The organism is Tabrizicola sp. T46 (assembly GCF_057219895.1).
The window spans coordinates 289,839-314,036 of record NZ_JBXVVV010000001.1 but is presented as its reverse complement, the minus strand read 5'-3'; the positions used below and the strand labels follow the sequence as shown (position 1 = coordinate 314,036).

Sequence of the window (24,198 nt, the reverse complement as noted above, 5' to 3'; positions counted from 1 at the left end):
GGTTTCCCGGGGGGCCCTTCACGCAGTGAAGGTTTTGGGTCAGGCTGTCTTCTTCGAGGTCCAGACCAGCCCCGCCAGCGCCATCCCCTCGGTGATCAGGTTCACGCCCAAGAGAAGCCCGATCAGCCAGCCCGCCGTCACCGGCATGCTGTTCCACAGGATCACCGCCAGCACGATCGCCAGCACCCCGCTCGCCAGAACCCAGAACCAGCCCGCCATCGGCCGGATCGTCAGCGCGAAGACGATCTTCGCGATGCCCTCGACCATGAAGAACACGATCAGCAGGATCGAGATCACCAGCATCGTCTCGACCGTGTTGCGCAGCATCAGGTAGCCCACCACCACCGCCAGCCCGGAAGAGATCAGCGCCAGCCAGAACGAAGGATGGTTCCGCGCGCTCAGCAGGCTGAGGCCCTGGATGATCCCGCTCGCGATCAGGATCCAGCCCAGGAACCGCACGAAGGCGGCCGAGGCGAAGACCGGAAACAGGATGGCCACGGCCCCGCCGACGACCATCAGCACAGCCTGGACAAGGTAGAGCATCCGGTGGCGGCCCACGGCCTCGCGCATGGCCTGGTTGTAGATCGCGGCGGCAGAGGCAAGATCGATGTTGGACATTGTGGTTCCCTCGTTCTGGTTACTGGTTTGGCCCGAAGGCGTTTACGGCACGGCAGAAAGGACAAGAAAGACGCTGAAGATTACCAGATGCACGGCACCCTGCAGGATGGTCGTGCGCCCCGTCGCCAGCGTCAGCGAACTGGTGAACAGCGTCAGGATCAGAAGCGTCATCCCTTCCGCATTCAGGCCAAGGACCAGCGGCCGGTCAAGGACCAGCGCGGCCACCGCCACGAAGGGGATCGTCAGCCCGATCGTCGCCAGCGCCGACCCCAGCGCCGCGTTCAGGCTGCTCTGCAACCGGTTCGCATTGGCAAAGCGCAGGGCGGTTACGCCTTCGGGCAGAAGGATCAGCATCGCGATCACCACGCCGACGAAGGCAATGGGAAGCCCCGCCCCCAGCACCGCGCTTTCCACCGCCGGCGTCAGCGCCTTGGCCAGCAGGATCACGCCCACAAGGTTGGCCAAAAGCAGGACCGTGCAGGCCAAAGTCTGTTGGTTGTCCGGCACCGGATGGGGATGTCCGGGCGTGTCGTCATGCAGGAAATACTGCCGGTGCCGGGCGGTCTGCACGAAGAGGAACACGCCGTACAGCACCAGCGACACCACGCCGACAAAGGCCTGCTGGACCGGCGCGTAATAGGGCCCCTCGCGCGTCAGAGTAAAGTTCGGCAGGATCAGCGAGATCGTCGCCATCACCGCAATCACGCTCAGGATCGCTGCAGCGCCATCGGTGCGGAAGCCCTGCTCGTGATGCCTGATCCCGCCCACGACAAGGCAAAGCCCGACGATCCCGTTCAGCACGATCATCACTGCGGCAAAGACGGTGTCGCGCGCCACCGCGTCGGCCCCGTCCGTGCCGGCGGCCATCACCGACAGGATGACCGCGACCTCCATCACCGTGATCGCCAGCGCCAGAAGGATCGACCCGAAGGGCTCGCCCACCCGCGCGGCCAGCTGGTCGGCATGATGCACGGCGGCAAAGACGCTGAACCCTATCAGCGCGGTCGAGGCGATCAGGACCAGCCCTGACTCCTTCGGCAGGATCCCGGAATACTTCAGCGACAGGATAACCGCGACCAGCAGAGGAGCGGCCCAGGTCCAGCGGGGCACGAAGACGTGCGCTTTGCCTGCCTCTGCCATCCGCGTCCTTCCCAGCCGCATCTCACCCGTGCGTTAGGGAAACCCTAGCTGAACTAGGCCACGGCGTAAATCACGGGCAGGACAGCAAAAGAACAGGACCTCCGCCCCGTCAGGCGGCAAGCGTGTTCTTGTAGACCGTCCCAGCCTTCATGATGACGCGGAAGTTGGTGTCGGGGTCAGCGACCAGATCAAGGTCCTCGGTCGGGTCCCCCTCGCACAGGATCATGTCGGCATGCGCGCCCTTCCGGATGACCCCCAGCGTGCCGGGGTAGGGGTTCCTCGGCCCCGACATGCCCAGGATGAACGCGTTCTGCGAGGTGGCCTGCACCAGCGCCTGCGCGGGCGTGTACCAGCGACGGATGTAAGACAGGTTCTCGCCCTGCCGCTCGGTCAGTTTTGCGTCGAACAGGATGTCGCTGCCCCAGCCGGTCGGCACGCCGTGCTTCACCGCCAGGGAATAGGCCGTGTCGGTCCCGACCCAAAGCTGCTGTTTCTTGGAAACCTGCAGGGGTGCGACGTTGGTCAGGTCCTCCAGTTCCTCGACAAAGGGCTGCAGGCTCCACACCGCGCCCTTGTCGGCCATCATCATCACCGTGTCCTCGTCGGTCAGCTGGCCATGTTCAATGGACTTTACCCCCGCAGCGAGGCAGCGCTGGATGCCCTTCGGCGTATAGACATGCGCCATCACATAGGTGCCCCAATCGGCAGCAGCGAGGACGGCCGCCTCCATCTCTTCGGGCAGGAACTGCAGCACGTCGAGCGGGTCGTAGTTGCTGGAAACGCCACCCCCGGCGACGATCTTGATCTGGCTCGCCCCCTGCATCAGCTGCTCGCGCGTCGCCTGCAAGACCGCGTCCCGCCCGTCGGCCACCCGCGCCGCGCCCACCATCTCGGCCCGCTGCAAATCGCCGCCGACCCGCGGAAGCTCCCAGATCATGCGGAAGTCGCCGTGGCCCGAGGTCTGCGAGATCATCGCGCCTGATGGATAGATCCTTGGCCCGACGACGCTGCCGCTGTCGATCGCCCGCTTCAGCGCAAAGGCCGGACCGCCCGCATCGCGCACCGTGGTAAAGCCGCGCATGAGGGTCCGTTCGGCTTGCGCGGCGGCGGCAAAATGGACGTCACCCACATCCGCGGTCATCATCACCGCGACCGGCAGGCTCGCCAGCATCGTGTGCCAGTGCGCGTCGATCAGCCCCGGCATCAGCGTGCGCCCGCCGCCGTCGATCACGGTCGCCCCGTCGGGGGCCGACAACGCCCCGTCGGCGACATCGAGGATCATGCCGTCACCGACAAGGACCGAAACCCCCTCGCGCGTGTTCAGCGCCAGCCCGTCGAAAAGGCGCACGTTGGTGAATAGGGTGGTCGTCGCCGGATCGGCGGACTGCGCCCTTGCAGGGGAATAGGCTGCGATGCCCAGCATCGCGACCGATGCGGTCGTGCCGGCCATGAAACCACGCCGGGAAAGGTCGCCGTTGATCTTCCGCGTGATCGCGCGGACCTCGGTCGCACAGCAGGCACAGCCCGGACGGGCTATGATGTGCTGGCAGCGGTTAATGTCTGTGGTTATCATCGCGGCGTTCCTTTCCCGGGAATGAACGGACGCATCGTCGACCCCAGCCGACCGCGCGGGCCTGAAGGAAAGGAGACCACCTTTGCCCCCGGCGGTCAAAGCAATCCTCGCGGCCGACCTGCCGCCGATTGCCGCATCCGTGCACCTTGCAGTTTCCGGCGGTGCGTGGTGCGGGGTGCGATTGTCCTGCGGGCGAAGCGTTCTAGCTCTGGAAAATGAGGAGTATCCTTGCGATCCCGCTTGTCGTGCTGCCGCCCCTCGCCGCCTCCGCGCAGGCGCAGGAGGTGGACCTTGAACTTGTGCTCCTCGCCGATGCCTCCGGCTCGATCACCCAGTCCGAGATCGATTTCCAGCGCCAGGGCTATGCCGCCGCGATCACCCATCCCGATGTGCTGGCGGCGATCCGGTCGAACCTTACCGGGTCGATTGCGGTCACCTATGTCGAATGGGCGGCCAATCAGGTGGTGATCGTCGACTGGACGGTGATCGACGGCGAAGCCACGGCGGAGGCCTTCGCTCTGGCATTGCTGGAACCGCCACGCCTTGCGATCGGTAGGAACGCCATCGGCGATGCGCTTCTCGAAGGCCAGCGCCTGCTTGACGAAAACCGCATTACCGGCCTGCGCCGTGTGATCGACTTCTCCGGCGACAGCCTTGGCAATTTCAGCGGGGCAGGGATCGCCGAGGCGCGCGCCTCGGTCCTTGCCGCCGGGATCACGATCAACGGCCTGCCGATCCTTGATGGGGGCGATGGCGACGCGCTGGACGAAATCTATCGCGACCAGCTGATCGGTGGCCCGGGCGCCTTCGTCATCGCCACCGAGCGCACCGACAGATTTGTCGAGGCGGTCCGGCGCAAGCTGATCCTTGAAATCGCCGGTGATCTGCCCGCGCCCGGCGAAGGGCTGACCGGCGTCGAAACGGTGGTTGCGGACACCTTTCCAAAACCTTAACGGAATCTGGAATATATAATTTTTACAAAGACTTGCTAGATTTGACCACCGTGGTCAAAGCGTGGTCATGGGCGCCTGGACCCTCCCGACGAGAAGGCGAAGCCGCACGAGGAGGCTCCGCACCCCCTCAGAAATCGGTCGGAGCGCCGCCTTCCTGCTTCCGCTTCGCGACGAACCGGCGCAGCTCTTCCTGGTGGTCGCCGTTCATCTCTGGCGCCTCGAACTCGGCCAGGATCTGCTTGTAGATTCGGTGCGCCCGTTCCGGGGTCCAGACCGACCCGTCCAGCTGCCAGGCCTCATAGTTCCGCCAGTCGCTGACGAAGGGGGCATAGAAGGCGTTCTGATAGCGCTCCTGCGTATGCTGGACCCCGAAATAGTGCCCGCCCGCCCCGACCTCCTTGATCGCGTCGAAGGCCAGGTCCTCGTCCCGGGTGGCGAAGGTCGCCTCCTCGAAATAGCGCTGGATCATCTGCAGGACCTCGCAGTCCATGATGAACTTTTCAGGTGAGGCGATCAGCCCGCCCTCCAGCCAGCCGGCGGCATGGTAGACCATGTTGGTCCGGCTCTGCACCGCGGACCAGAGGGAGTTCGACGTCTCCCACATCGCCTGCCCGTCGGGAATGTTCGCCGCACAGACGCCCGAGGCCCGCATCGGGACGCCGTAGAACCGCACAAGCTGCCCCGTCATCTGCGTCGCCCGCATGTATTCCGGCGTACCGAAAGCCGGCGCGCCCGACTTCATGTCAACGTTCGAGGTGAAGGTCCCGATCGCCACCGGACAGCCCGGCGCGATGTATTGGAGGAGGGCGACCGCCGCCAAAGCCTCGGCGATCGAAAGGGCGACCGCGCCGGACATGGTGACGGGGGCCATGGCACCGGCAAGGGTGAAGGGCGTGACCACCACCGGCTGCCCCCGCTTGGCCAGCCGCATCGCGCCGTCAAGCATGGGGAAGTCGTGCTTCAGCGGGCTGACCGAGTTGATGTTGGTATACATCCGCGGCTTCGCCCGGAACTCGTCCTCCGTCAGCCCGCCCGCGATGCGGACCATCTCCATCACATCCTCGACCCGCTCGGCCCCGAGGGAATAGGCATGGACGACCTTGTCGGTGAGGGTCAGCTTTTCATAAAGGCAGTCAAGGTGGCGGACCGAGGGGTGGATGTCGATCGGCTCGACCGGATAGCCCCCGGCGACGTGGATGCAGTTGAAATACTGCGTCAGCTTCATGAATTCCTTGAACGTCTCGAAGTCGCCCGACCGCTTGCCGCGTTCGAGGTCCCAGGCGTTGGGGGGCGAGGAGACGTTGACGAAAACCATATGGTTGCCGCCCATCACGATCTCGCGCGCCGGGTTGCGGGGGGTGATGGTGAAGGTCGAGGGCGCGCTGCCCACCATCTCCATCACGAAGTCCTCGTCCATCCGGACATTGGTGCCGTTCACCCGGCATCCGGCCTTCTTCAGGTGCTCCGCCGCGTCCGGATTCAGGAACTCGATCCCGATCTCCGAAAGTATCCGCATCGCCGTCTTGTGGATGCGCTGCACGCCCTCGGGCTCGAGGGGTTCGGTCGGGCGGTCCGGGTTGACCGGGATCCGCCAGGGCATCTGGTCGATCACGGCGCTTCCGGCGCGGACCTGCATCCCCGCCCGCCCACCGGCGCGCTTCCTGCGGACTGGCTCGTCGGTCATCCTGGTTCTCCGTTGTCCTTGGACCGCGAAGATGACGGATAGTGGCGCGGATGCTCACTCTGTCCGCGACGCGATTGCGTCGTTTTCACGCGGCAGGGTGGCCGGTCAGGCGGAAATCCGGTCCAGCCAGGACGGAATCGCGCCGATGTCGGGAAGCACCACGTCGGCCAGCGGGGCAAGGTCGTCAGGGCGCGCGATACCGGTCAGGACGGCGACGGTGCGCATTCCGGCGGCGCGTCCGGCCTGGAGATCGTGCCGGCTGTCGCCGACCATCGCCACCCGGTTCGGGTCAAGCCCGCAGGCTGCGGCAAAGGCAAGGCACATGCCCGGTCCCGGCTTTGCGCCATGGCCGGAATCGTAGCCGGCGATGAAGTCGAAGCAGTCGGTGATGCCATGTACCGCAAGATGCTGCCGCGCCGGAGCCTCGGAATCGTTGGTGGCAACCCCGAGCCGCAGACCACGGCCCCGCAGCGCCTGCAGGAGGGGCCGCAGGGGAACGGCTTCGGCCATCGGCGCGCTGCCGGCGGTTTCGTCGATCCGGTCGGTCAGGTCGGCGACCGAAATGCCGCCCAGATGCGGGGCGAGGGCCGCTGCGATATCGGCGGCAGTGGCGGCGATGACGGGACTGTTCGGGGCGAATGTCCGGTTTACCGCGTCAAAGCCGATCGCCCGCCCCAGCTGTTGGGCATGGGCCGCGTCATCGGCGATTTCGGCCAGGAACCCGGCGGCCCAGCCGCCCCAACTGATGCGGAAGTCGAAGAGGGTACCGTCCTTGTCGAAAAGCAGGGCGTCGATCATGCGGCGGCTCTCAGGTCCAGTGCAGGGTATCGCCGCCCGGCAGCACGGCGCGGGCGGCAAGCGGAGACGTGTAGGGCAGGCCATGGGCGTCGCAAAAGGCGATCACGGCCTGATCATCGGAAAGCAGGTGGTCAAGGACCGCGGCCAGCGTCTGGGGGTCGTCGGCACGGGCGCGCAAACCACTTGGATCGATGCCGCTGTTGGCCATCAGCGCGGCCAGACGGTCATCGTCGGACACGATCCAAGCCAAGGCCTGGAGGGCGATGATCTGGGCGGAGTCGGTTTGCACCCGGGCGGTTCCAAAAGGCCGCGCTGATCGCGACGAAATGAAGATGAGAGGGAAATCGGAAAGGATTTCTTTCCAAGGTTGTCACTCGTAACACACTGTTATCGGAAGGTAATCGCACTCTAGCTTACTGCAAAACTCAGGAGAAGTAAGCAAGGGTTTGTCACCAACTTTCGTGAGCTTTACCCTACTCCTAGCCGCCCTCACAGCACAAGGAGTCCACAGTGCAGACAGCGACCGCCTACGTCCCTGGCCGATCCGTCATGGACAATCTGTCCACAGTCAACCTTCTCCCCACCACGTCCAACGGTCGGAATTCCGTTCGCCCAAGTCTGGACGACCATTTGCATTCAAGCGCCAAGATGGTCATCGAAGGCGGACGCCTCAGATCCTTATGGTGCGCTGTTCTGCGAGAAACTGTCCGCCATGCCGTTGCGGGGAACGACGTCGACATCCGCTTCCTCACCAAACCCTCCAAAGATCTTGCCACTCTACTGTCGTTGGCCGGCATTCACCCGGACACCTACTATGCACGGATCATGCCCAACATGGGCGCACTGTTCGATGCCATCCTTGAGATCAAGAAGGACTCGGGCCTCAGGAAGCGGTTCAATATTCCCCGGAACCCAGCTTCGAGTGTGATGTTCAGCGCCGCCCGCAAATTGCTGCGGGAACGTGGCGTGGCTGTCTCGGATGCCGGAGTGGAGATAGCCTTCGGGTCCATGGAAGACGCCGCCTGAGGAGCCGCTGTTGAGGCCTCCTGCCGCCCGCGCCCCGGCCCTACCGGCCTAGCGTCTGAACCCTCTGCAGGGTCCGCCAGCCGCTCCGCAGGTATCCCATCGGGCTCCACCGGGCGGCTATTTGGATTACGAGCGAAATGCCGACTGAAACACCTCTCTCGCCTCATCGATTGCTAGCCTGCGCCCATCGCGGAAGAAGTTCGCCAGTCCGCGTATCGACGGATGTGGTGCGTATCGAACGATGATCGACGGCGGAAGGTCGAGGAACTCCTCGCTGCGTTGAGCTGCCTTGCCAGCCAGTACGACGACCCGAACGCCCGACGCCAGTATCTGGGCACGATTGTAAGCTGCGCCTTCGCGGAGCTGGTCACGGGTCAGCTTACCATTGATCCACGGTATGGCATTGAGCGGCAGAACTTCGGCAATCGTCAGGCCAGCAGCTTCGATTGCAGCTTTGCAGGTTCGGGCGCTGGGATCAGGATTTAGCACGCCGACTTCGTTCGTGACTGCGGCACCTGATCCAGCGGTGTGCTGCCCCCAGGGATCTTGCAACATGTAGGCGAGGCGAAACGGGCCAGAGTGGTATGCCGCGAGCTTCGGGATCATGCGCGTGCTAGACATCGATGCCCCAAATCACGAGTGAGACAACCAAGTAGGCAATCACGAACCAGACTAGAAACTGCTTCATCTTTCAGCTCTGCGTTCGAGATTACACATCAAAGTTCTCCGAAACCCACCAGTATCCTTGATGTTTCTTCCGCTCGGGCGGCAGACGGTCGATCTCCCGCCCGCGCCCCGGCCCTACGCCTGTGAGTAAAGAGCCTCCTTGGGCCTCCGCCAGCCGTTCCTGCTAGGTGTCTTGGACTTCCGCCTAGCCCGAGCCGTAGGCACCTGGCAACTCGTGAAGTGTGATCTTGAAAACGAGTCCCGACTGTAGTCCAACAGCGCACTCGTTGAGCTTGTGCCACTCGGCGGTGGATTGGATTATGACAGTCCACCTCTGACGACCGGCATCCCATTTCAGCGTCGGCGCAACCTCGGGAATTTCTTGATAAAGAAGGTGGGCGAGTTCGACGGCCGCAGCGGCATTTTCGATCCGGAATGAAGCCAGAAGGCGCAGGTCCAGTCCCCGCCCTCAGTTTAGCCGCCCAGCTCATTGGAAGTAAAGGGCTGGGCGGTCGTGGGCCGACGGGACTGTCCAAGAGGAATTCGTTCCCTCTTGGATTAACCGGTGAGTTTCAGCTTTCTGTTCCAATGTGAAGGATCTTGGGTGGGTGCTCACCCCACTTAACGCTTGTAATCCCCTGAATATGAGAATGATCTTCCGACATTCTAGGACTCTTGAGAAGATCAATCAACGCGTGTGCAAAATTCTTGGGGACTGCGATTGTGAAATCTTCAATGTCAACCTCCCAAGCGCCATTCGTGAAATCTGCATGGCAGTGCAGATAGAAGTGGAATAGGGCGGCTGGCGCGGTTTGGTCTTTGGCTTTGGTGGCCATAGTGGTCTCCGTTGGTTGAACGCTGGAGATCACGAGAGTCCAAGAGCGATCAAGAAAACGAAGAGCCTGTGGTCGATGGCTGACTTTGGGGGAAGCCAGGGATGTCAGAGCTCTCGATTTTCTTGAGATAAGCTCTGAGACAATCGTCCCCAGCGGGCGTCGGGTACTCTGAGTCGGGGGGTGACTGCAAGAGTGACGTGGCGTCAATGGTCCAAGGACCAAAATCGTCCTTTATTGGCGGACCTACAAGGACGTTCAAAATTCCGCCGTAGGGCTAGGTAGCCGGTCCCCCTTCCGAGGCCTCTGCACGGACCTAGATTTAACGTCCGATTACATCGGGTTAGCGGTTGGTGGGCCTCATGTGGCGTCTTGGACAGGAAGTCCGTCGACACCTTCCTCCCGACAATCGCCTCATCGTTCATATGCAGCTCGCCGAGTTCGCGGCCTGCGCGGCTAAAGGCCCAGAAGTCGGCGGCGGTCGTAATCGGGAGCTACGGGACGAGCGTTCGGCGGACCTACAAGGAGGCTCGGACCCTCGCCGGGTAACCCCGGCCAGCCCCCGGTAGGAATCGATTTCCTACGTCCGCAAGCGCGGGCGATGTGCAGAGGCAGCAACCTCACCGACCAAAAACTAGCGGTTAGACTGTGCGATGATCGAAGCTCAACCCTAAAGGCCAGACTGATACTTGCTACACTTCTTGCGCAAAGGCTCTCCTCCAGCACTCCCACAGCTCTCCCGAAACCCATCAAAAAAGCACGACAAATATTCGTCCGCATATACAGAGAAAATTTGGAGAATTCTCTGTTGACTCTATGCAGAGAAAATCTCACACTCCTGAGCGAAAACTGGAAGGATTCTGCGCGATGGCCGATAGTGAAAGACACGAAAAATTTCGTAGGCTTGCAGAGAGCCGCACGAACAAGGCTCTTGAGGCGATAGGGCGGATATCCAACCTATCCAATCGTTCCCTCTATGAGTGGGAGGAAGAGGAAGTTAGAAGTATCATCAAGGCGCTCAGGGCAGAGGTCAGCGAAGTGGAAGGGCGCTTTGCTTCCCCTCGCTCGAAGTCGGGACAGAAATTCAAACTGTAGAGAGGCGGCATGGCAAAAAAAGCCACGGACGCTGCCAACGAAGCAGCGCGACTATCGAACACGCAGGTTGCCGTACTTGCCGCGCATCTAGCTGGTGCTTCCAGGGGGCCTGCCGACACAGAAGATATTGCAGTCAAGGCATCCGAGCTGGCGCCTGGCCGGTTCAGTTGGCGTAAGTATCCGGCGCAGATCAACATCGAAACAATTCGAAAGCGACTCTGGGATGCCGCATCCGAAAAGATGGGGCGGCTCTTAACAGGGTCTGAGCGAGATGGCTGGTTGCTCACTGAGGCGGGATTGAAGTTCTGCCAAGAACATTCGGAAGAGTTTGGACGAAACTCTGAAGAAACAGTCCGCATGTCACAGAAAGAGCAATCGTGGGCAACGCGAGAGCGCGTGCGTATGCAAACTGAAACGGCCTTTCGGAAGTGGCAGGATGGGAACGCCAACGATATTCAAGCCGTCGAAGCTGAGAGGTTCTTTCGTATAGACGATTACATCGTTGGCGATTTGCGGCGCTCCCGTGTGAAGCGGGCAAGAGATGTTTTTGCTGCCGACCATGTAATGTCACAGGCAATCGAGGATATTGCAAAAAAGGTGCGAGACCGTGAATAACAAGCCCGCCACTCTCAAGGTAAGATCGCACATTGGTAGAGACTTGCTTCAAAGTGCTGCCCTCTTTAAACATGAATGGCAGGTGGCGTGGGAGTATGTTTCCAACGGCCTTCAGTATGTCGATGCCAACGTGACACCCGTGGTGACTGTGAACATCGACCAAAGCCAAAAGCGAATGATCATCAAGGATAACGGAAGGGGTATGAACCTTGCTGACCTTGGGAATTACTTCACGATGCACGGTGAAAACATTGATGCCAAGGCTGGTCGACCTGGGCGTGGAATGTTTGGAACTGGAAAGTCAGCTGCTTTTGGCATAGCCAACATACTGCGGGTGACGACCGTAAAGGATGGTAAGCGGTCAAGAGTTGAGTTGCACAGAGCAGACATTGAGCGACCAGAGGCGGCTGAGACGGTTCCAATCAGACTTATAGAGCAAGAGGTCGCCACCCACGAGCCGAATGGCACCGTCGTTGAAGTCGGGGACATTAATCTAAGAAACATCGACACCAACGCAATAACACGCGAGATCGAAAAACACATCGCATTCTGGAAGGGCGTCACCGTTTTTGTTGGTACGCATCAGTGCGAATACGTGGAACCGTCGGTTCGAATCCAGAGAGAGTTCAAGGCATCTGAGTCACCGTTCGCCAAGCAACTGGGTGACGTGACCTTGCGGATAGGTGTTTCTAAAGCACCGCTTGCAAAGGAACAGCAAGGAATCGCCGTAACCTCTAACGGAGTCCTGCACGAGTCGACCTTGGCTGGTCAGGAAAAACGCCAGTTTACGAACTACATCTTGGGGAACATTGATGTGCCGGCACTGGCACACGACAAGTCACCAATACCTCCTTTTGACATGTCCCGCTCTGGACATTTGAACCAGAAGAACGAATTGGTGCGAGCCATTATTTCGTTCGTTGGTATGAAACTAGAATTGGTTTTGCAGGAACTGGAAGAAGAAGAGCGCCTTCGGAAACAAAAGGAAGAGACCAAGCGGCTCCAGAAAGAGGCCGATGCAATTGCTGATATCATCAACAAGGATTTTCAGCAGTGGAAGGTTCAAATCCAGAATGTTCTCGCGCACACAGCGGGAGCGAAAGACTACAAGCCATCAATCATAGCAGATGAGGAGGACTATGATACCCTTGCCGGTAAGGGGGACCACCCTGCTATCAAGTTATCAGAAGATGGTGCTCCATCAGATATCCATAATGATAGCTCGAAGCCACCCAATCCTGATCCTACTCCGGACCATTCCGCTTCCACTTATGACGACGACAGCGAGGGTAAAGAGAAAGCAGGAAAGCGTAAGTTGGATTCTATCAAGAAGTCCCGAGGGGGTGGCTTCAGTGTTGAGTTCAAGGAAATGGGAGAGTTCGAACCCCGCGCAAAATACGAGTCGTCTAGCCGTAGCATTCTGGTCAATGTCGAGCATCCGCAGCTTGCTGCTGCCCTGAAGGTTGGCGGTATTGAGGATGTAGCATTCCGTCGACTAGCCTACGAAGTAGCATTTGCTGAGTACTCAATCGCGCTCTCGGTCGAAATGGCTAATGATGGACATTTCATGGATCCGCAGGACGCGATCACAGCTGTTCGAGAGGGCATGAACCGTATGGCCTTGTTGGCTGCTGGCACCCTGTACTCTTGAAGCGGAGACAGCGAACATTGTTCGACGTGCCTTGGTCGGGTGGCAATGAAGTTCTATTGGCAACGCTTGCTGAGGTTGGCATGCCGAACCGGCTTGTCACATCCATGAAGAATGATGGAGTCGTTCTTTTAGGTAGCTTTGTGCAGCTGTCCCCTGACGATGTTCTTCACAAGCCGGGACTGGGATGGAAGTCTTACAGGGACGCTAGTGCTGTGCTCAAAATGCTGGGCCTCTCGTTTGACATGAAGTTAAGCGGTTGGGAGGATGAGCTCGCGTCAGTAGCCCGCAAAGCCATGGGTCGCCGGGTGCACAAGCGGGTCTTCGAACTGTGTCCGACCACTTGGCGCGATCACGACACTCTCGAAAGCGAATTGTCGGCCCTGCTAAATGAAGTCGAGGATGAGCGAAACGCAGAGATGCTCGCTGTGCTTTATGGCTTTAACGCATCGGGACCAAAGACTCTTGAATTCACTGGACAAAGGTATGGCCTGACACGTGAGCGAGTTCGGCAGATATCCTCCAGGGCACAGAAGGCGCTAAGTGGGATTTGGCGCCCTTTGCCGTGTTTGGAGAGGGCGAAAGGTCTTCTTAACTCGGATCTTGGGCCAGTTTTCACAAATGAGGATTTTTTCTGCGTTGCGCAGAGGTCTGGACTTTCCGAGATCAGTTTTCATGTTGAAGGAGTCCTTAGCGCATTGGAGCTTGTTGGTGAACGTCACTCGATAGCTAAGGTCCGTATTGGGAATCTAGATCTGTTCGGTACACGGGATGAAATCGTTGTTCCCAAAAAACTTCTTTTAGCACTACGAAAGGAGACTTCTTCAAACGGCTGTACAAGCATTCAACGTCTTGCACTCATCATAGGACTTGATCTTGATGATGTAGAGAGAGTGCGAATCTTGCTGAACTTGTTTCCGGAGGTCGAATGGTTGGACAAAGACTCAATGTGGCTTTTGTCTAAGCGGTCGACACGAAATCGACTGGCGAACATTGCAGCAAAGGTTCTTTCTGTGGCGCCAAAGGTGGAAGTTCATGAGTTGCGCGCTGCGCTACGACGTCATGTTAGGGTCAACTTCGTTCCCCCGGTAGTGGCCCTTGGTTGCCTTCTCCAGCACTATGGTATTGCAAACATCTCTAGCGGGTTTGCGATTGCAGTGGAGAGTTCTGAGCCGACTGAGCTTGGCGCAAATGATCAAGGCTTGGTGTCTGCTTTTCTGGCGCTCGGAAGTCCCTTGACTAGGGAGCAACTAGAGGACTATTGCATCGACAAACTAGGAATGAATATCAATAGTTTCTATGTCTATTTGAGTTACTCGCCGTTTATCACCAAACTCGCTACGGGTGTGTTTGCGTTAGTTGGTCAAGACGTTACTCCTGGTGCGATCAGGCAGCTTAAGGAGAGTATCAAAGATAGTCGTTTTGACGACTCATTTGGGTGGTCTAAGGCTGGGACACTTTGGTGGCATTTTCAAGTAGATAGGCCGTCTGCTAAGGCTGGTACACGTTCAGTTCCGACCTTTGTCTTTAATTTGACATCGGGTGATTGGACAGTGCGAACTGTCGATGGATTAAGTGTCGGTGTAGCAAGGATTGAGAATGGATTTATGGCTGGTTTTCGGGTTGCCTTCCTTGCATTGGGTGTTTCCAACAAGGACTTTCTTCAGCTCGATTTTGATATTGCAAAGCAGAATGTCTTTGTGCGAATTGTAGGAGACGAGCCTGAGGAGTTCACTCGCATCGTGGATACAGACGAGTTTGACGATGAGTCAATTGTCGAAGACGAGCTTTGAAACTCCCTAGATCGGTTGTCAATCGACCCAGGTTCCAGACCTGGCGAGATACATCAGTCGGGCTTCTTCCGCCCTGGCCTCGTCCTCTGTGAAGAACCATCGCTTGTCCTTCTGGTTTTCCGCACTCGGGATGACCCGGAAGTTGCTCGGAATGTGCAGGCCACAGATTGCCACTAGACCGGGGCGGGTCGGCTTGCCCCAGTAGGGGACGATGTGATCGACGTCATGCGGGATGCCGGTTTCGGCCTCGCGTTGCCGAGCCAGTGACCGCATCTCTTCGTAGGCTGCATTCCCACCAAGAAGGATCTCTATCGGGAGCATTCCTTTCCGTGGCCTCGGGTTCGCTTTGCACTCGGGACAGTTCTTGGCGCCGTTGAACGACGACCGAGAGAAGTATCCGTCGCATCCTCTGCAATGTCGTAGGTCTGATCTCAGGTTCATCGTTGGCCTCGCGCACTGCTGACGTCGCCGGTCATTTGATAATTCCCCGGACTGCCGTGGGGCAAGTTCGCTTGGCTGGCGACGCTATTCGCTTGCTCGAGCTAGATTCACGCGGAGCGCGATTATATTGAAACTTTTCAGAGCCTTAGCTCGCGCCTATACTTGCGGTAGGCGAAGGCTAACAGGAGCAGGATATGGTCGCGAAGGTTGTGGACTACGGCGAGCCGAAGAAAAAGGTGCTGGTCGCGCTGCCCGTGGAGCAGATAGCCGCCATCAAGTCGTCTATCCATGGGACGGAATTGACCTTCGTAGGGTTCATCCGGGGAGCGCTGGATCGGGAACTCGACCGCCATCAGAAGCTCGCCGATCGAAGGAAGAAGTAGCGAACAGTGTCCGCCGGTGGTCGGCCATCGCGCGACGAAGGAGGAAATGATGGCAAGCAACGTGATCAACATCGTGCCGCAACTTCGAGAGCGAAAATCGACAAGCGATCTTCTCGATCTACTCACCGAAATGCGGATCGAGATATCGCACCGGATGCACGCCATGGACCTTCAGATCATGGCGCTCGACGAGGAAACCGCAGAGCTTCGAAACGATGCTTGGCTCGAGGGTTCTGATCCGAGGGAAGACGCGAAGTATCGTGCTGCCCGAAAAGAACTCCGGAAGTTGGAGGCCGACCACAAGCGTCACCTGGCCATGTGGCGCGAGACTATGGAGCTCGAGAGGCTCCTGAACAGGGAACTCAAGATTGGTGATCCGAGGGAATGGCCTCCCCAGTCCGAAGAATGAAACTGCGAATGGAGAACGAAATGAGAAAGTGGTTGCGGGTGAACTCAGGTGACTTGGTAAATCTGGACAAGCTCGTTCGGATCAACGTCGATCAGCAAACAGGCGTTTGCATCGGATATACGGAGGGGGGTCAGAGATTTGATCTTGGTGTTCAAGGGGACATCTTCTCTCTGACCCTGACGTTGTTGCCGGTCGGAGGACAAGGATACTTCGGGTTGGCCTACTCATTTGCCGACGAGGAATTTATCGTCAAGAGTCCTTTGATCGGAATTCTCGTAGATATTGAGGATGTCGAAAATCAGCGAATTGGAGTGGCCGAAGATGGTCGGTATCAGGAGATACTCCGACCCGACGGGAAGGTCACGGACAAGTGGGGGACAGAGTGGGACTCGTATGAAGACTGGCTTGCAGACAGTCGGTCTCGCCACTCCAAGAAGAGAATGACAGTAGTTTGACAGTATCTCGACAGTTGCCCACGAGGCCAGAGTATCGGATTTTCGTGAGGCCTAGCGGATCAGGCCGAACACGGTTAGTGTAGGTCTATAGCCGGGGCCGAGTCCCTGGCGGTTCGTTGGACGAACCTACCTCAAAGCTCAATCAATAAAAGACGAAACGGCGAAGGGAATGAACCCTCCGCCGACCCGACTCGCAATCTAGTATGGGTTGGTCGCCCTTACAACTAGATATAGCGGGTAGTGTCGGTCAGGACAAGTCCCTTCGCTCCTTTGAGGGGCTGGGACTTGACGTTTGACGAAAATCCAGAACAGAGCGCGAAGTCCGAACTCCGAGAGTCTCTCGCGAACATAGAGAGGCGGAAGCTTCTTCGCAGCATTCACTGGAAACCGCATTCCTCAGACTGGCAGATCAAGCTGCGCCAAACACTGGATGTTTCCTCCGAACTGGAGCGGGCGAAGCTCGCCTACAGCACTCTGAAAACGGTCTTGTCGGATTATGGGTTCATTCCGAGTGAGGTCGTGGAATATATCCAAGAGGCAGCTCGTGATTGGGACGAACTCTTTGTTCAAGCACAGTATGTCGGCGAGCATGTCCACGATTTTATTCCGTCGTTGCCTCCGAAAGGACAGAGCCTTTCGGATCAGGTCCGACGTCGAAAGAGGAACCGCTTCGGTCTTTCCGTCGGGCAGCGAGTTCAACATCCGGAACTCTCCGGCAAAAGTGAACTCCGTGCTCAGCTGTATGAGGAAGTCAGTCGCGCCCTCCAGACGCCGAGTGCCAGACACCTGATCCGTGTCACCCAGGGCAGCGGAAAGACGACGGCTGCGTGTTCTGCTATCGCTGACCTCTGGAGAGCGTCGGTGACCTCACATCGTGTTCTGTCCGGCAAACCCTTCGCTGGATACTTCAGCTTTCATGTGCCGACGCGCCGTCTTCAAGACGAAATAGTCCAAGAGTTCCGGTCGAAACATCCAGACGTTCCGGTTCTTTCCGTCCACGGAATGGATCAGCCGGTGATCGTCGGCCAGCCCGACAAGATGTGCCACCGAACTGAAGACGACCTCTTCAAGCTGATCGTGGCCAAGGGACTCTCGGTTCGCAAACTCCTGTGCCCGGAGTGTCCCTTCCGTCGAGAGTGCGAGTATTGGAGGCGGCTTGACCAGCTGGTGCTTGCGGACAAATCGGACAAGGCGAGCGCGCCTCTGTCGAGCGGAGTCTTGATCCTCACCCATACTCACCTCTTCGACAGTCCGCTTGAGTCACTTGGACCAAGGATCGTTGGTTCGGTGATCGACGAAGATATCCGAGACGAGGTCGTCAAGGTGTCGAGCCTCAAGCAGTTTGAACAGGTTCTCCGTGCGCCCATGCCGGCCGAGGCTCACGCAATGCTGACTGCGATCTTCGACAAGATAAAGGCGGGTGAGCACCCACGGTCGCTTGGATACACGGCGAAAAAACTCAAGGATATGGTGAAGCTCTGTGACGAAGAAACCGAGTTTGACCTCGGCGGACTGACGGAAGAACAGAAAATCTCCAAGCTCCAAGAGTTTGAGCACTCTTGGACTCCATCACAGATATTCCGGCTTCTGGCCGACGAACTGAGTTTTCCAAGAGTTCTTCCGCATTGCATCCACAAGAACCCGAACAATCCAGCTGAGTTCATCATTCGCTATCGGAGAGAAGTGCGGACTCTCGCTCACAAGCGGCCCGTGGTGTTCTTGGACGGCACCGCTCCGGTCGACATCCTGAAAATGTTCTTCGAAAACCTCACGGTCTTTGAGGCCCAATTGGAACGACATGTTGAATACAACATCGTATCCGGGTTTCCAACGACTATGGCTTCCACTACAAAGCTCCCGTCGAAAAGACTCCGCATTCTAAAGGCCATACGAGAAATGTTGGCCGGGCCTCTTCTGGATCAGAAGGTGGTGTTCTTCACATACAAGGATGTGGAGGAGTATTGCGCACCGCGGTGCTCCGACTTCCCGAATGCGGAGTTCGCTCACTTCGGTGCGATCAGGGGACTGAACGAGTTCTCGGATTATGATGTGGCTGTGATCATGGGTCGAACCGGACTCAACGACGAATTCACGAACAATATCGTTGCGGCGATCACGCAGAAAATGAAGACACACGACTACACGATAAAGCCTGCGTGGGAACTCACGAGCGTTCCACATCTTGTTCAAGAGGGAATGCCGCCGATAGTCACTGACATCTACCTTCCGACGGACGAGCTGAGCCGAAAAATCTACGAGGGTGTCGTCTACTCTGAACTTGCTCAGGCGGCGGAACGCATACGGACGGTGAATGCGAGAGAGCGTCCAAAGAAGATTTTCCAGATCGGCCTGTATCCAATCGAAGGTCTGCCTCTGAGAGGGATCATTCCATGGCACGACTGGATCAGCGTCAAGGGGAACAGGAACGGTCCGTCCGGCCGGGTGAAGACGTGGATACAGGATTTTGGCGGGACGCTGATCGCGGACTACGAGTTGATGGTGGCTTCCGGAAGGTGGGAAACGGCGAAGGCCGCAAGGAGGGATGTGGAGAGTTTTCTGCTAGACCAAGATCGGCTGAGGCTTACCGGGTTTGGGGAGCCGACACACGACGGTCGGTTGAAGATCGCTGGACGGAAGGGAAAGGGCATCCGCGTGGTCGTCTTCAACGGAGTCTATGGGGCGGAGTCCGAGATTGCGGAGCTCTACGGGAAGGACTGGAAGCTTGACCTGCGACCTTGGGCTGACGTGACCAACGACTCCGAAAGTCGGTAAAGGGGTGGTAAAGGCCCTCAATGGTATAAGAATATAGGGAGGAGGTTGAAACCCTATTACCATTGAGGGCCTTTACCCATACCCGCCCAGGGTAGTGTAGGGAAGGTGTCTTACCTCTGGAGGTTATATCCGGGAGTGGGATCATCTTTGGACGATGCTCCTGAAGATTGGCGCTTGCTGGCCTTCACAGGCCACCGCCCGCGCCGCCTATACCCGGCCACCCTCCGACGCGCTGGCAGGCCCTCCTCACGCTCACCACGGGCCTCCCTCGGGTTGGGCGTAGCCTCCGGCGCGCGCGCCGGACGGTGACTCGTCCTTGGACCACCAAGGCTGACTCACCCACTCACTCCCACCACTCGTCGGGCAACATCGTCACTCGTGATCTTCACTCGGGATGTTCGCATCACACACGCCCACGAAAATCCTGGGGCGTCACGAGGGGCCACGGCGAGGCCGGGGGGGGGCTGAGTTTTAAAATCGCGTTGGGGGCGTCAAACCAGCGCGGGGGCGGCCGAAAAACGTTTCGCGGCTCCGTCAACAGCTCTCTTTTCACCGGAGTCCAGAGGCCCTTATAATGACCTCAGAGGAGTCCTAAAATGGCCAAATACCAGCGATCATTGAAGCACCACGTTCCGGAAAGTTCCCAATCGCTGATGTCTGAACAGCGAAAAGGGAATGCTTCAACCCAGGCCAGAACGAGCAGCGGAAAGTTCGCCAGTGGTCGTGTTGCCGTCTCCATTCAGCCTCCCAAAGTCGCCGAAAATCCCTCAATTCCCGATAGTCCCCCAGTCATTCCCGGGAGAGACCCGCGAGACCTCTTGTTCCGTCCGAAGTTCTGAAAATTCAGGACTTTTCAAGGACTTTACGCCTTTACACCTGGGCGGTAGCTTACCCTTAGTCAAGCGCCCTACGTGGGTTCTTCGGGAGGTTCACATGCTGATCAAACGCCTAAATCCTGCGTATTTCTCGATCAGCTCAACTCCCATCACTGTTTCACGAAAATCTCTGTCACTCATTGGCTACGCCGCAGTCAGCGAGATTTTGCGAATTGCCAAATCCGTTGCTGACGCTCCGGACGATGTTTCAGCTCTTGATTTGGTCGAGAAGGCCCACGTCATTCTGGACGACTTCAAGTCCGCTATCGCATCCGTCGAAAAGACAATGACTGACCTTCGGGAAGTTTCGTCCATTTTGACTGACGGAACAGTCCTTGGACAGGGACCTCTACAGTCGACCGCCGAAATGGCAAAGTCCCTCATGGACGCGATCAAGCAAGCCTCTCCCGATGCCGAATTCGATCTGGACGAGGTGCTGGCCTCGGTAAATCAGGCCGCTGACGACCTCTTCAACGACATCGAGAAAGCCAAATCTCGGCTTTCGAAAATCGACGATGCGTGTCGGAAAGCAGCCGGGAACTGCGTGATTCGAAAGGATGTCAAGCCGTTCGTCGTCCTTTCGCGCTACGAGCTCCCGCACTCTTGGACTCTGGACAAGAGTGTTTCTCTGTCTGATCAAAACTCAATCCGGGCTCAGTGTCTCGAACATCATAACCGCGAAAATCAAGCCGCCCGGTCGAAGTCCCGAGATAGCAAGGCGTTCCAGCTTTCCCAGAGAAAGGCCGAACTTGAGCGCGAATTCCAGTCGGTGTGGGAGAGCTGATCATGTCCAGTGAGAAGACACCATCAGGCAACCCGGTTCCCAAGGCACTCCTTCAAGCACTAGGTGAGGCCCTCCGTGAGCAGTCTCAACAGCAGAAGTCGGCTCTCGACAGTCTGGCCACGTCCGTCGACCAGCGGATCGCCAAACTCGACGAAAACCTGATCCTGAAGAGTGCGGCCATGGGCATCTGTCTGGCAAACCTTCAGGCGATCAAGACTTTTGCGGACAACATACTGCTACGTCGGGCACGCACTCTTGGAGGAACCGCGCCTGACTGGGTGGAGAGGGCGCTGGAGTGAGCACCTGATGTCGTCTTCACCCACCACTTCTACACAAGCTCTGATGGTCGCACGAGACATCGCCAGACACGAACTGCTACATACGATCTCGTGTGGAGTGGCCGTAGAGCTCCTCGCACCGGGAAGCGATGTCTACGATCAAGCTCTGGTGTATGTGGATGTGAAGACACAAGAGGGTGAGTTTGCCTGCCACCTTCCGAGCGAGCTTCTTGCAAAACGGGCTGCGCCATTGTGGGCACTCGGGCCGTTGGGCGCCGAGGAACCTGCCACACTGTTGAAGTCTGCTCGGGCGGGCAACTTCGACGACTACGAACGTCACGGAATTCTTTCGAAGGCCGATGTTGCACTCGCCGCAAAGTGGGACGGCGATGCCTTTGCGCCGCTGATCGTCGTACTGGCGGTCTCCCATATCGTGAAGGATCTTGGACTGAGGCGTGTTGGTAAGCTGGCTGATGTTCTCCGGAAGGCAAGCAACCTTCCCGATCCACTTCCGCTCAAGCATTACATACCGCAAGCCATTGCGCGTGATGCCATCCGGCAAGCGAAAGCCACTCTTGGGAAGGCCCTCGATCCTGGCCCGATGGGCGATCAGATTCCTTCACACCTCATTCGACATCGGAGACCGACACAGTGAGCACCGACACCGAACTTGAAGCTCTAGACCTCCTTATCCACGAGATTGGTCATTGTGTTGCCTATGCGCAGGATGGCGCTGCTGTCGTCACGATCCAGAGGAAGTTTGACTCTCGTGGACTACTCGCGGTCACCAATGGCTACACCATCTCCAGTGCCGGTTTCGCTTTCATCGATCCGACCGCCGAAATACTAGTCGCCGGATCAGCTTTCACGATTTCGAACACCCTCCAGTTTCTCAAGTTCTCTGACTCTCAAATTCTGAAGATTGCTCCCGCTGCGGTCCAGCTTTGCGAAAATCTTGGCATTGCTGAAGAGGATGCGTTGGAGCTCGAGAAGCTCGGCGGCAAGAATTCTCAGGAGGCGATCAGGGCCTCAATTCTGTACACCATGATTGGTATGCGGCACAGGGAAGAGCTCAGTTCTCACGCTAAGGAGCTCCTTCCACAATTTCTTGCCGGACTACAGATCAGACTGATCGGACAGAAGCTGCGGGACGCCTATCTCGTCGACACGCTTCCTCGGGATATTCTCCCCATCTATTTGCGGACCATGCAAGACGATCCCAGTATCGAGAAGATCGCAGAGGTGCTGGCCGAGCATCCGCGCCTTGTCGGCCCCGCGCCGCAAATGATCGTCGCACCCGAGAACTTCACGATCAACTGAGGGAGGTCACATGGGAAAATCTCCATCCCCAAAAGAAGCTCAGGACGCGGCTTCAGTCAGTTTCTTTGGGAAACAGGACTGGCTCCCTCCATGGTTGAGCCCTCCTGTCGACGATGCCAAGCCTGCGGAACCCGTCTTGGACATCGATCAAGACGATAAACGAATTGGACGGGCCTGATCAGTGACAAGATCCACCAACACGCGCCATTCAGATCGTGTTACCAATGCCGGTGGACAACAGGACATGCTTCTCAACGCAGGTGCCAATTCCACGTCGACGTGGAAAGACCTCTCCGACGCCCAAGTGCGTGAGAGGCTTGCCTATGCTCAGGACTGCGGGCTGACTGCACTCGCATCCTCCCTGACCCGCGAGATCATTCGCCGGAAAATCTGAGCAGCGCTGCAGCCGTCAAACCCGGCCCGCTACCCGTTTACCCTTCACGAACAGTCCTACAGGTCCGGTTTTTCCGGTCGCAGGCCGACTAAACACGTCCAAAACCGTCCGAAAATGAGCTTCTGACCCGTTGCGGAAAATCAACCGCGCGCGCCGAAGCGGTAGTCCTGAGTAGTTCGTTGTGGAATTGGAGTCAGCGCGCGCGCGCTGACTCCCTCGAACTGGTTGAACACGAAATTCGGAAAAGGTGACGGCGCGCGCGCGCCGTCATACATTGATCGCCAGACTGCTCACGACTACCGCTGCGGAAAATCACCGGTGATCGCCAGGATTCGATCTTCGACCAACTGCATCCCCGCGCGGATGTCCTCGACTCCGATCACCGTGTAGTGGGCTTCCGTGACCCCGACCATCGCGTGACCGAGCACCTTCCGTCGCACGATCTCTTGGACTCCCGGCGTCATAGCTGCGAACGAGCTCCATGCGCGTCTCAGGTCATGCCACGACACATGCGGCCCTCCGTCACGGGCAACCCGCGCCATAGGCACCTGAAAGTTCGAGACGGCCCTCTTGGACGGCCGCAGCTCGTTGTCCCCGCCGACAAAGAACACAAGGCCATCATTTTTCAGATTCCGGTTCCTTCGTTGCACCATATCGCCGAACGCACGAGCCTGCTTCATGAGCTCCCACACATACCTCGTGAACGGGATTGTCCGTGACTTTCCATTCTTGGACCGCTCGCCCGGGATGGTCCATGCGCCTTCCCGCATGTCTACTTCCGACCATACCATGCCCGCGATCTCTCCACGTCTGGCACCCGTAAGGATCGCCAGTCGCATCATGACGCTCCACGGGTATTCCTCAGGATGCTTCGTGACTGCCGCCCACCACGCGGGAAGCTCCTCGGCCGTCACGACCCTCGACCGAACGCCGCTCGCCACACGGATTTTCTGACGCTGGGCACCCTCAACAGGCGACTTCTCGAGAAGCTCCAGATCGACGGCGAACCGGAACATGGCACGCAGCATGTCGAGGGTCGTATTGGCCGTCGCCGCCGACTTCTCCTTTGTCAGACCTTGGTAGAGGTTCACGAAGTCCAGAGGCCGTAGGTCGGTGATCTTCTTCCCAGCCAGCCCGCTGACGTAGTTCTTCATGATCTTCCGGTAGAGCGCCACCGATGCGGGTCGGAGCTTCGTTCCGCGCACCCGAATGTATTCCTCGAACAGTCCGGAAGTCGTGAGCTGGCCGTCGACCGACGAGGCCGCCGCCGCCGCTTGACGGGCGGCTTCAATCGGGTCGCGGCCTTCTCGGAATTCGGTCGCCCATAGCCTCGCCTTGGACATGAGCGAAGCATCGTCGATCCCGAACTCTGCGATCTGCACTCGCCGCGACTTTCCTCGGAGCTTTCCTTGGAAGAACCATCCCCTCCGCCCGGTGGGATAGACGTTCAGGCTGAGGCCAGGGAGGCCCGGATGGTAGTGCAACACCAGCGCATCTCGGGCAGGTAAATCAGCACATTTGTCCATGTCGATCTGACCGCGGCCCGGACCACGCGTTATCAGAGGGACGACGTTTTCGGGGAGCTTGGGCATTGATTGAGTCACCATTGAGTAAGCCGGAGCCGGAAAAGTAAGCACTCGTTATC

Annotated in this window: 24 protein-coding genes; 14 read left to right on the top strand and 10 right to left on the bottom strand. The window is 58.3% G+C overall.

The annotated features are described in order from the left end of the window. Positions 1–39: 39 nt before the first annotated feature. The 3 genes from AC2D9V_RS01620 to AC2D9V_RS01610 form a co-directional block, all read right to left on the bottom strand. Complete coding sequence (locus AC2D9V_RS01620) at positions 40–618, bottom strand: HdeD family acid-resistance protein (RefSeq protein WP_484712288.1); 579 nt, start codon at positions 616–618, stop codon at positions 40–42. Positions 619–660: 42 nt separating this feature from the next. Then, positions 661–1,758, bottom strand: coding sequence for a calcium:cation antiporter (locus AC2D9V_RS01615; protein WP_484712287.1), 1,098 nt, complete (start codon positions 1,756–1,758; stop codon positions 661–663). A 109-nt stretch (positions 1,759–1,867) separates the two neighbouring features. Further along, the gene (locus AC2D9V_RS01610) at positions 1,868–3,331 is read right to left on the bottom strand and encodes a metal-dependent hydrolase family protein (RefSeq protein ID WP_484712286.1); all 1,464 of its coding nucleotides are present in this window, start codon (positions 3,329–3,331) and stop codon (positions 1,868–1,870) included. Positions 3,332–3,546: 215 nt separating this feature from the next. On the opposite strand from AC2D9V_RS01610, the gene AC2D9V_RS01605 reads away from it, so the two are divergent. Continuing rightward, positions 3,547–4,284 carry a DUF1194 domain-containing protein gene (locus AC2D9V_RS01605; protein WP_484712285.1) on the top strand — a complete coding sequence of 246 codons (738 nt, stop codon included), beginning with the start codon at positions 3,547–3,549 and terminating at the stop codon, positions 4,282–4,284. Positions 4,285–4,411: 127 nt separating this feature from the next. On the opposite strand, the gene AC2D9V_RS01600 is transcribed toward AC2D9V_RS01605, so the two are convergent. The 3 genes from AC2D9V_RS01600 to AC2D9V_RS01590 form a co-directional block, all read right to left on the bottom strand. Continuing rightward, positions 4,412–5,968, bottom strand: coding sequence for a trimethylamine methyltransferase family protein (locus AC2D9V_RS01600; protein ID WP_484712284.1), 1,557 nt, complete (start codon positions 5,966–5,968; stop codon positions 4,412–4,414). A 105-nt stretch (positions 5,969–6,073) separates the two neighbouring features. Next, on the bottom strand, positions 6,074–6,766 hold the full coding sequence (locus AC2D9V_RS01595) for an HAD family hydrolase (protein ID WP_484712283.1): 693 nt from the start codon (positions 6,764–6,766) through the stop codon (positions 6,074–6,076). A 10-nt stretch (positions 6,767–6,776) separates the two neighbouring features. Further along, on the bottom strand, positions 6,777–7,055 hold the full coding sequence (locus tag AC2D9V_RS01590; RefSeq protein ID WP_484712282.1) for a DUF3572 domain-containing protein: 279 nt from the start codon (positions 7,053–7,055) through the stop codon (positions 6,777–6,779). A 260-nt stretch (positions 7,056–7,315) separates the two neighbouring features. Between AC2D9V_RS01590 and AC2D9V_RS01585 the strand changes: the two genes are divergently transcribed. Further along, entirely contained in the window at positions 7,316–7,792 is a 477-nt protein-coding gene (locus AC2D9V_RS01585; protein ID WP_484712281.1) for a hypothetical protein, read from the top strand. A 126-nt stretch (positions 7,793–7,918) separates the two neighbouring features. On the opposite strand, the gene AC2D9V_RS01580 is transcribed toward AC2D9V_RS01585, so the two are convergent. Both AC2D9V_RS01580 and AC2D9V_RS01575 read right to left on the bottom strand, forming a co-directional pair. Then, entirely contained in the window at positions 7,919–8,398 is a 480-nt protein-coding gene (locus AC2D9V_RS01580; RefSeq protein ID WP_484712280.1) for a uracil-DNA glycosylase family protein, read from the bottom strand. Positions 8,399–9,030: 632 nt separating this feature from the next. Next, the gene (locus tag AC2D9V_RS01575; RefSeq protein ID WP_484712279.1) at positions 9,031–9,294 is read right to left on the bottom strand and encodes a hypothetical protein; all 264 of its coding nucleotides are present in this window, start codon (positions 9,292–9,294) and stop codon (positions 9,031–9,033) included. A gap of 864 nt (positions 9,295–10,158) precedes the next feature. Here AC2D9V_RS01575 and AC2D9V_RS01570 point away from each other — a divergent pair. From AC2D9V_RS01570 to AC2D9V_RS01555, 4 genes are all read left to right on the top strand, one after another. Beyond that, on the top strand, positions 10,159–10,386 hold the full coding sequence (locus AC2D9V_RS01570; RefSeq protein WP_484712278.1) for a hypothetical protein: 228 nt from the start codon (positions 10,159–10,161) through the stop codon (positions 10,384–10,386). Between the two features lie 9 nt (positions 10,387–10,395). Beyond that, the gene (locus AC2D9V_RS01565; RefSeq protein WP_484712277.1) at positions 10,396–11,001 is read left to right on the top strand and encodes a hypothetical protein; all 606 of its coding nucleotides are present in this window, start codon (positions 10,396–10,398) and stop codon (positions 10,999–11,001) included. Next, positions 10,994–12,652: an ATP-binding protein gene (locus tag AC2D9V_RS01560; protein ID WP_484712276.1), complete on the top strand. Its 1,659-nt coding sequence runs from the start codon at positions 10,994–10,996 to the stop codon at positions 12,650–12,652. Before AC2D9V_RS01565 ends, AC2D9V_RS01560 begins: the two co-directional genes overlap by 8 nt. Positions 12,653–12,756: 104 nt before the next feature. Continuing rightward, the gene (locus AC2D9V_RS01555; protein ID WP_484712275.1) at positions 12,757–14,442 is read left to right on the top strand and encodes a sigma factor-like helix-turn-helix DNA-binding protein; all 1,686 of its coding nucleotides are present in this window, start codon (positions 12,757–12,759) and stop codon (positions 14,440–14,442) included. A gap of 18 nt (positions 14,443–14,460) precedes the next feature. On the opposite strand, the gene AC2D9V_RS01550 is transcribed toward AC2D9V_RS01555, so the two are convergent. Further along, positions 14,461–14,763 carry a hypothetical protein gene (locus AC2D9V_RS01550; protein ID WP_484712274.1) on the bottom strand — a complete coding sequence of 101 codons (303 nt, stop codon included), beginning with the start codon at positions 14,761–14,763 and terminating at the stop codon, positions 14,461–14,463. Between the two features lie 314 nt (positions 14,764–15,077). On the opposite strand from AC2D9V_RS01550, the gene AC2D9V_RS01545 reads away from it, so the two are divergent. The 8 genes from AC2D9V_RS01545 (at position 15,078) to AC2D9V_RS01510 (ending at position 22,159) form a co-directional block, all read left to right on the top strand. Beyond that, positions 15,078–15,266, top strand: coding sequence for a hypothetical protein (locus tag AC2D9V_RS01545; RefSeq protein ID WP_484712273.1), 189 nt, complete (start codon positions 15,078–15,080; stop codon positions 15,264–15,266). Between the two features lie 49 nt (positions 15,267–15,315). Then, entirely contained in the window at positions 15,316–15,675 is a 360-nt protein-coding gene (locus tag AC2D9V_RS01540) for a hypothetical protein (protein ID WP_484712272.1), read from the top strand. An 8-nt stretch (positions 15,676–15,683) separates the two neighbouring features. Continuing rightward, positions 15,684–16,130, top strand: coding sequence for a hypothetical protein (locus tag AC2D9V_RS01535; protein WP_484712271.1), 447 nt, complete (start codon positions 15,684–15,686; stop codon positions 16,128–16,130). A gap of 285 nt (positions 16,131–16,415) precedes the next feature. Then, a complete protein-coding gene (locus AC2D9V_RS01530) occupies positions 16,416–18,902 on the top strand; it encodes a hypothetical protein (protein ID WP_484712270.1) in 2,487 nt (828 codons plus the stop codon). A 933-nt stretch (positions 18,903–19,835) separates the two neighbouring features. Further along, positions 19,836–20,561, top strand: coding sequence for a hypothetical protein (locus tag AC2D9V_RS01525; RefSeq protein ID WP_484712269.1), 726 nt, complete (start codon positions 19,836–19,838; stop codon positions 20,559–20,561). A gap of 2 nt (positions 20,562–20,563) precedes the next feature. Further along, on the top strand, positions 20,564–20,860 hold the full coding sequence (locus AC2D9V_RS01520) for a hypothetical protein (protein ID WP_484712268.1): 297 nt from the start codon (positions 20,564–20,566) through the stop codon (positions 20,858–20,860). A gap of 7 nt (positions 20,861–20,867) precedes the next feature. Continuing rightward, a complete protein-coding gene (locus AC2D9V_RS01515) occupies positions 20,868–21,494 on the top strand; it encodes a hypothetical protein (RefSeq protein WP_484712267.1) in 627 nt (208 codons plus the stop codon). Further along, a complete protein-coding gene (locus AC2D9V_RS01510; RefSeq protein WP_484712266.1) occupies positions 21,491–22,159 on the top strand; it encodes a hypothetical protein in 669 nt (222 codons plus the stop codon). Before AC2D9V_RS01515 ends, AC2D9V_RS01510 begins: the two co-directional genes overlap by 4 nt. A gap of 690 nt (positions 22,160–22,849) precedes the next feature. Here AC2D9V_RS01510 and AC2D9V_RS01505 read toward each other — a convergent pair. Then, positions 22,850–24,145, bottom strand: a complete 1,296-nt coding sequence (locus AC2D9V_RS01505; protein ID WP_484712265.1) for a tyrosine-type recombinase/integrase — start codon at positions 24,143–24,145, stop codon at positions 22,850–22,852. Positions 24,146–24,198 lie beyond the last annotated feature (53 nt).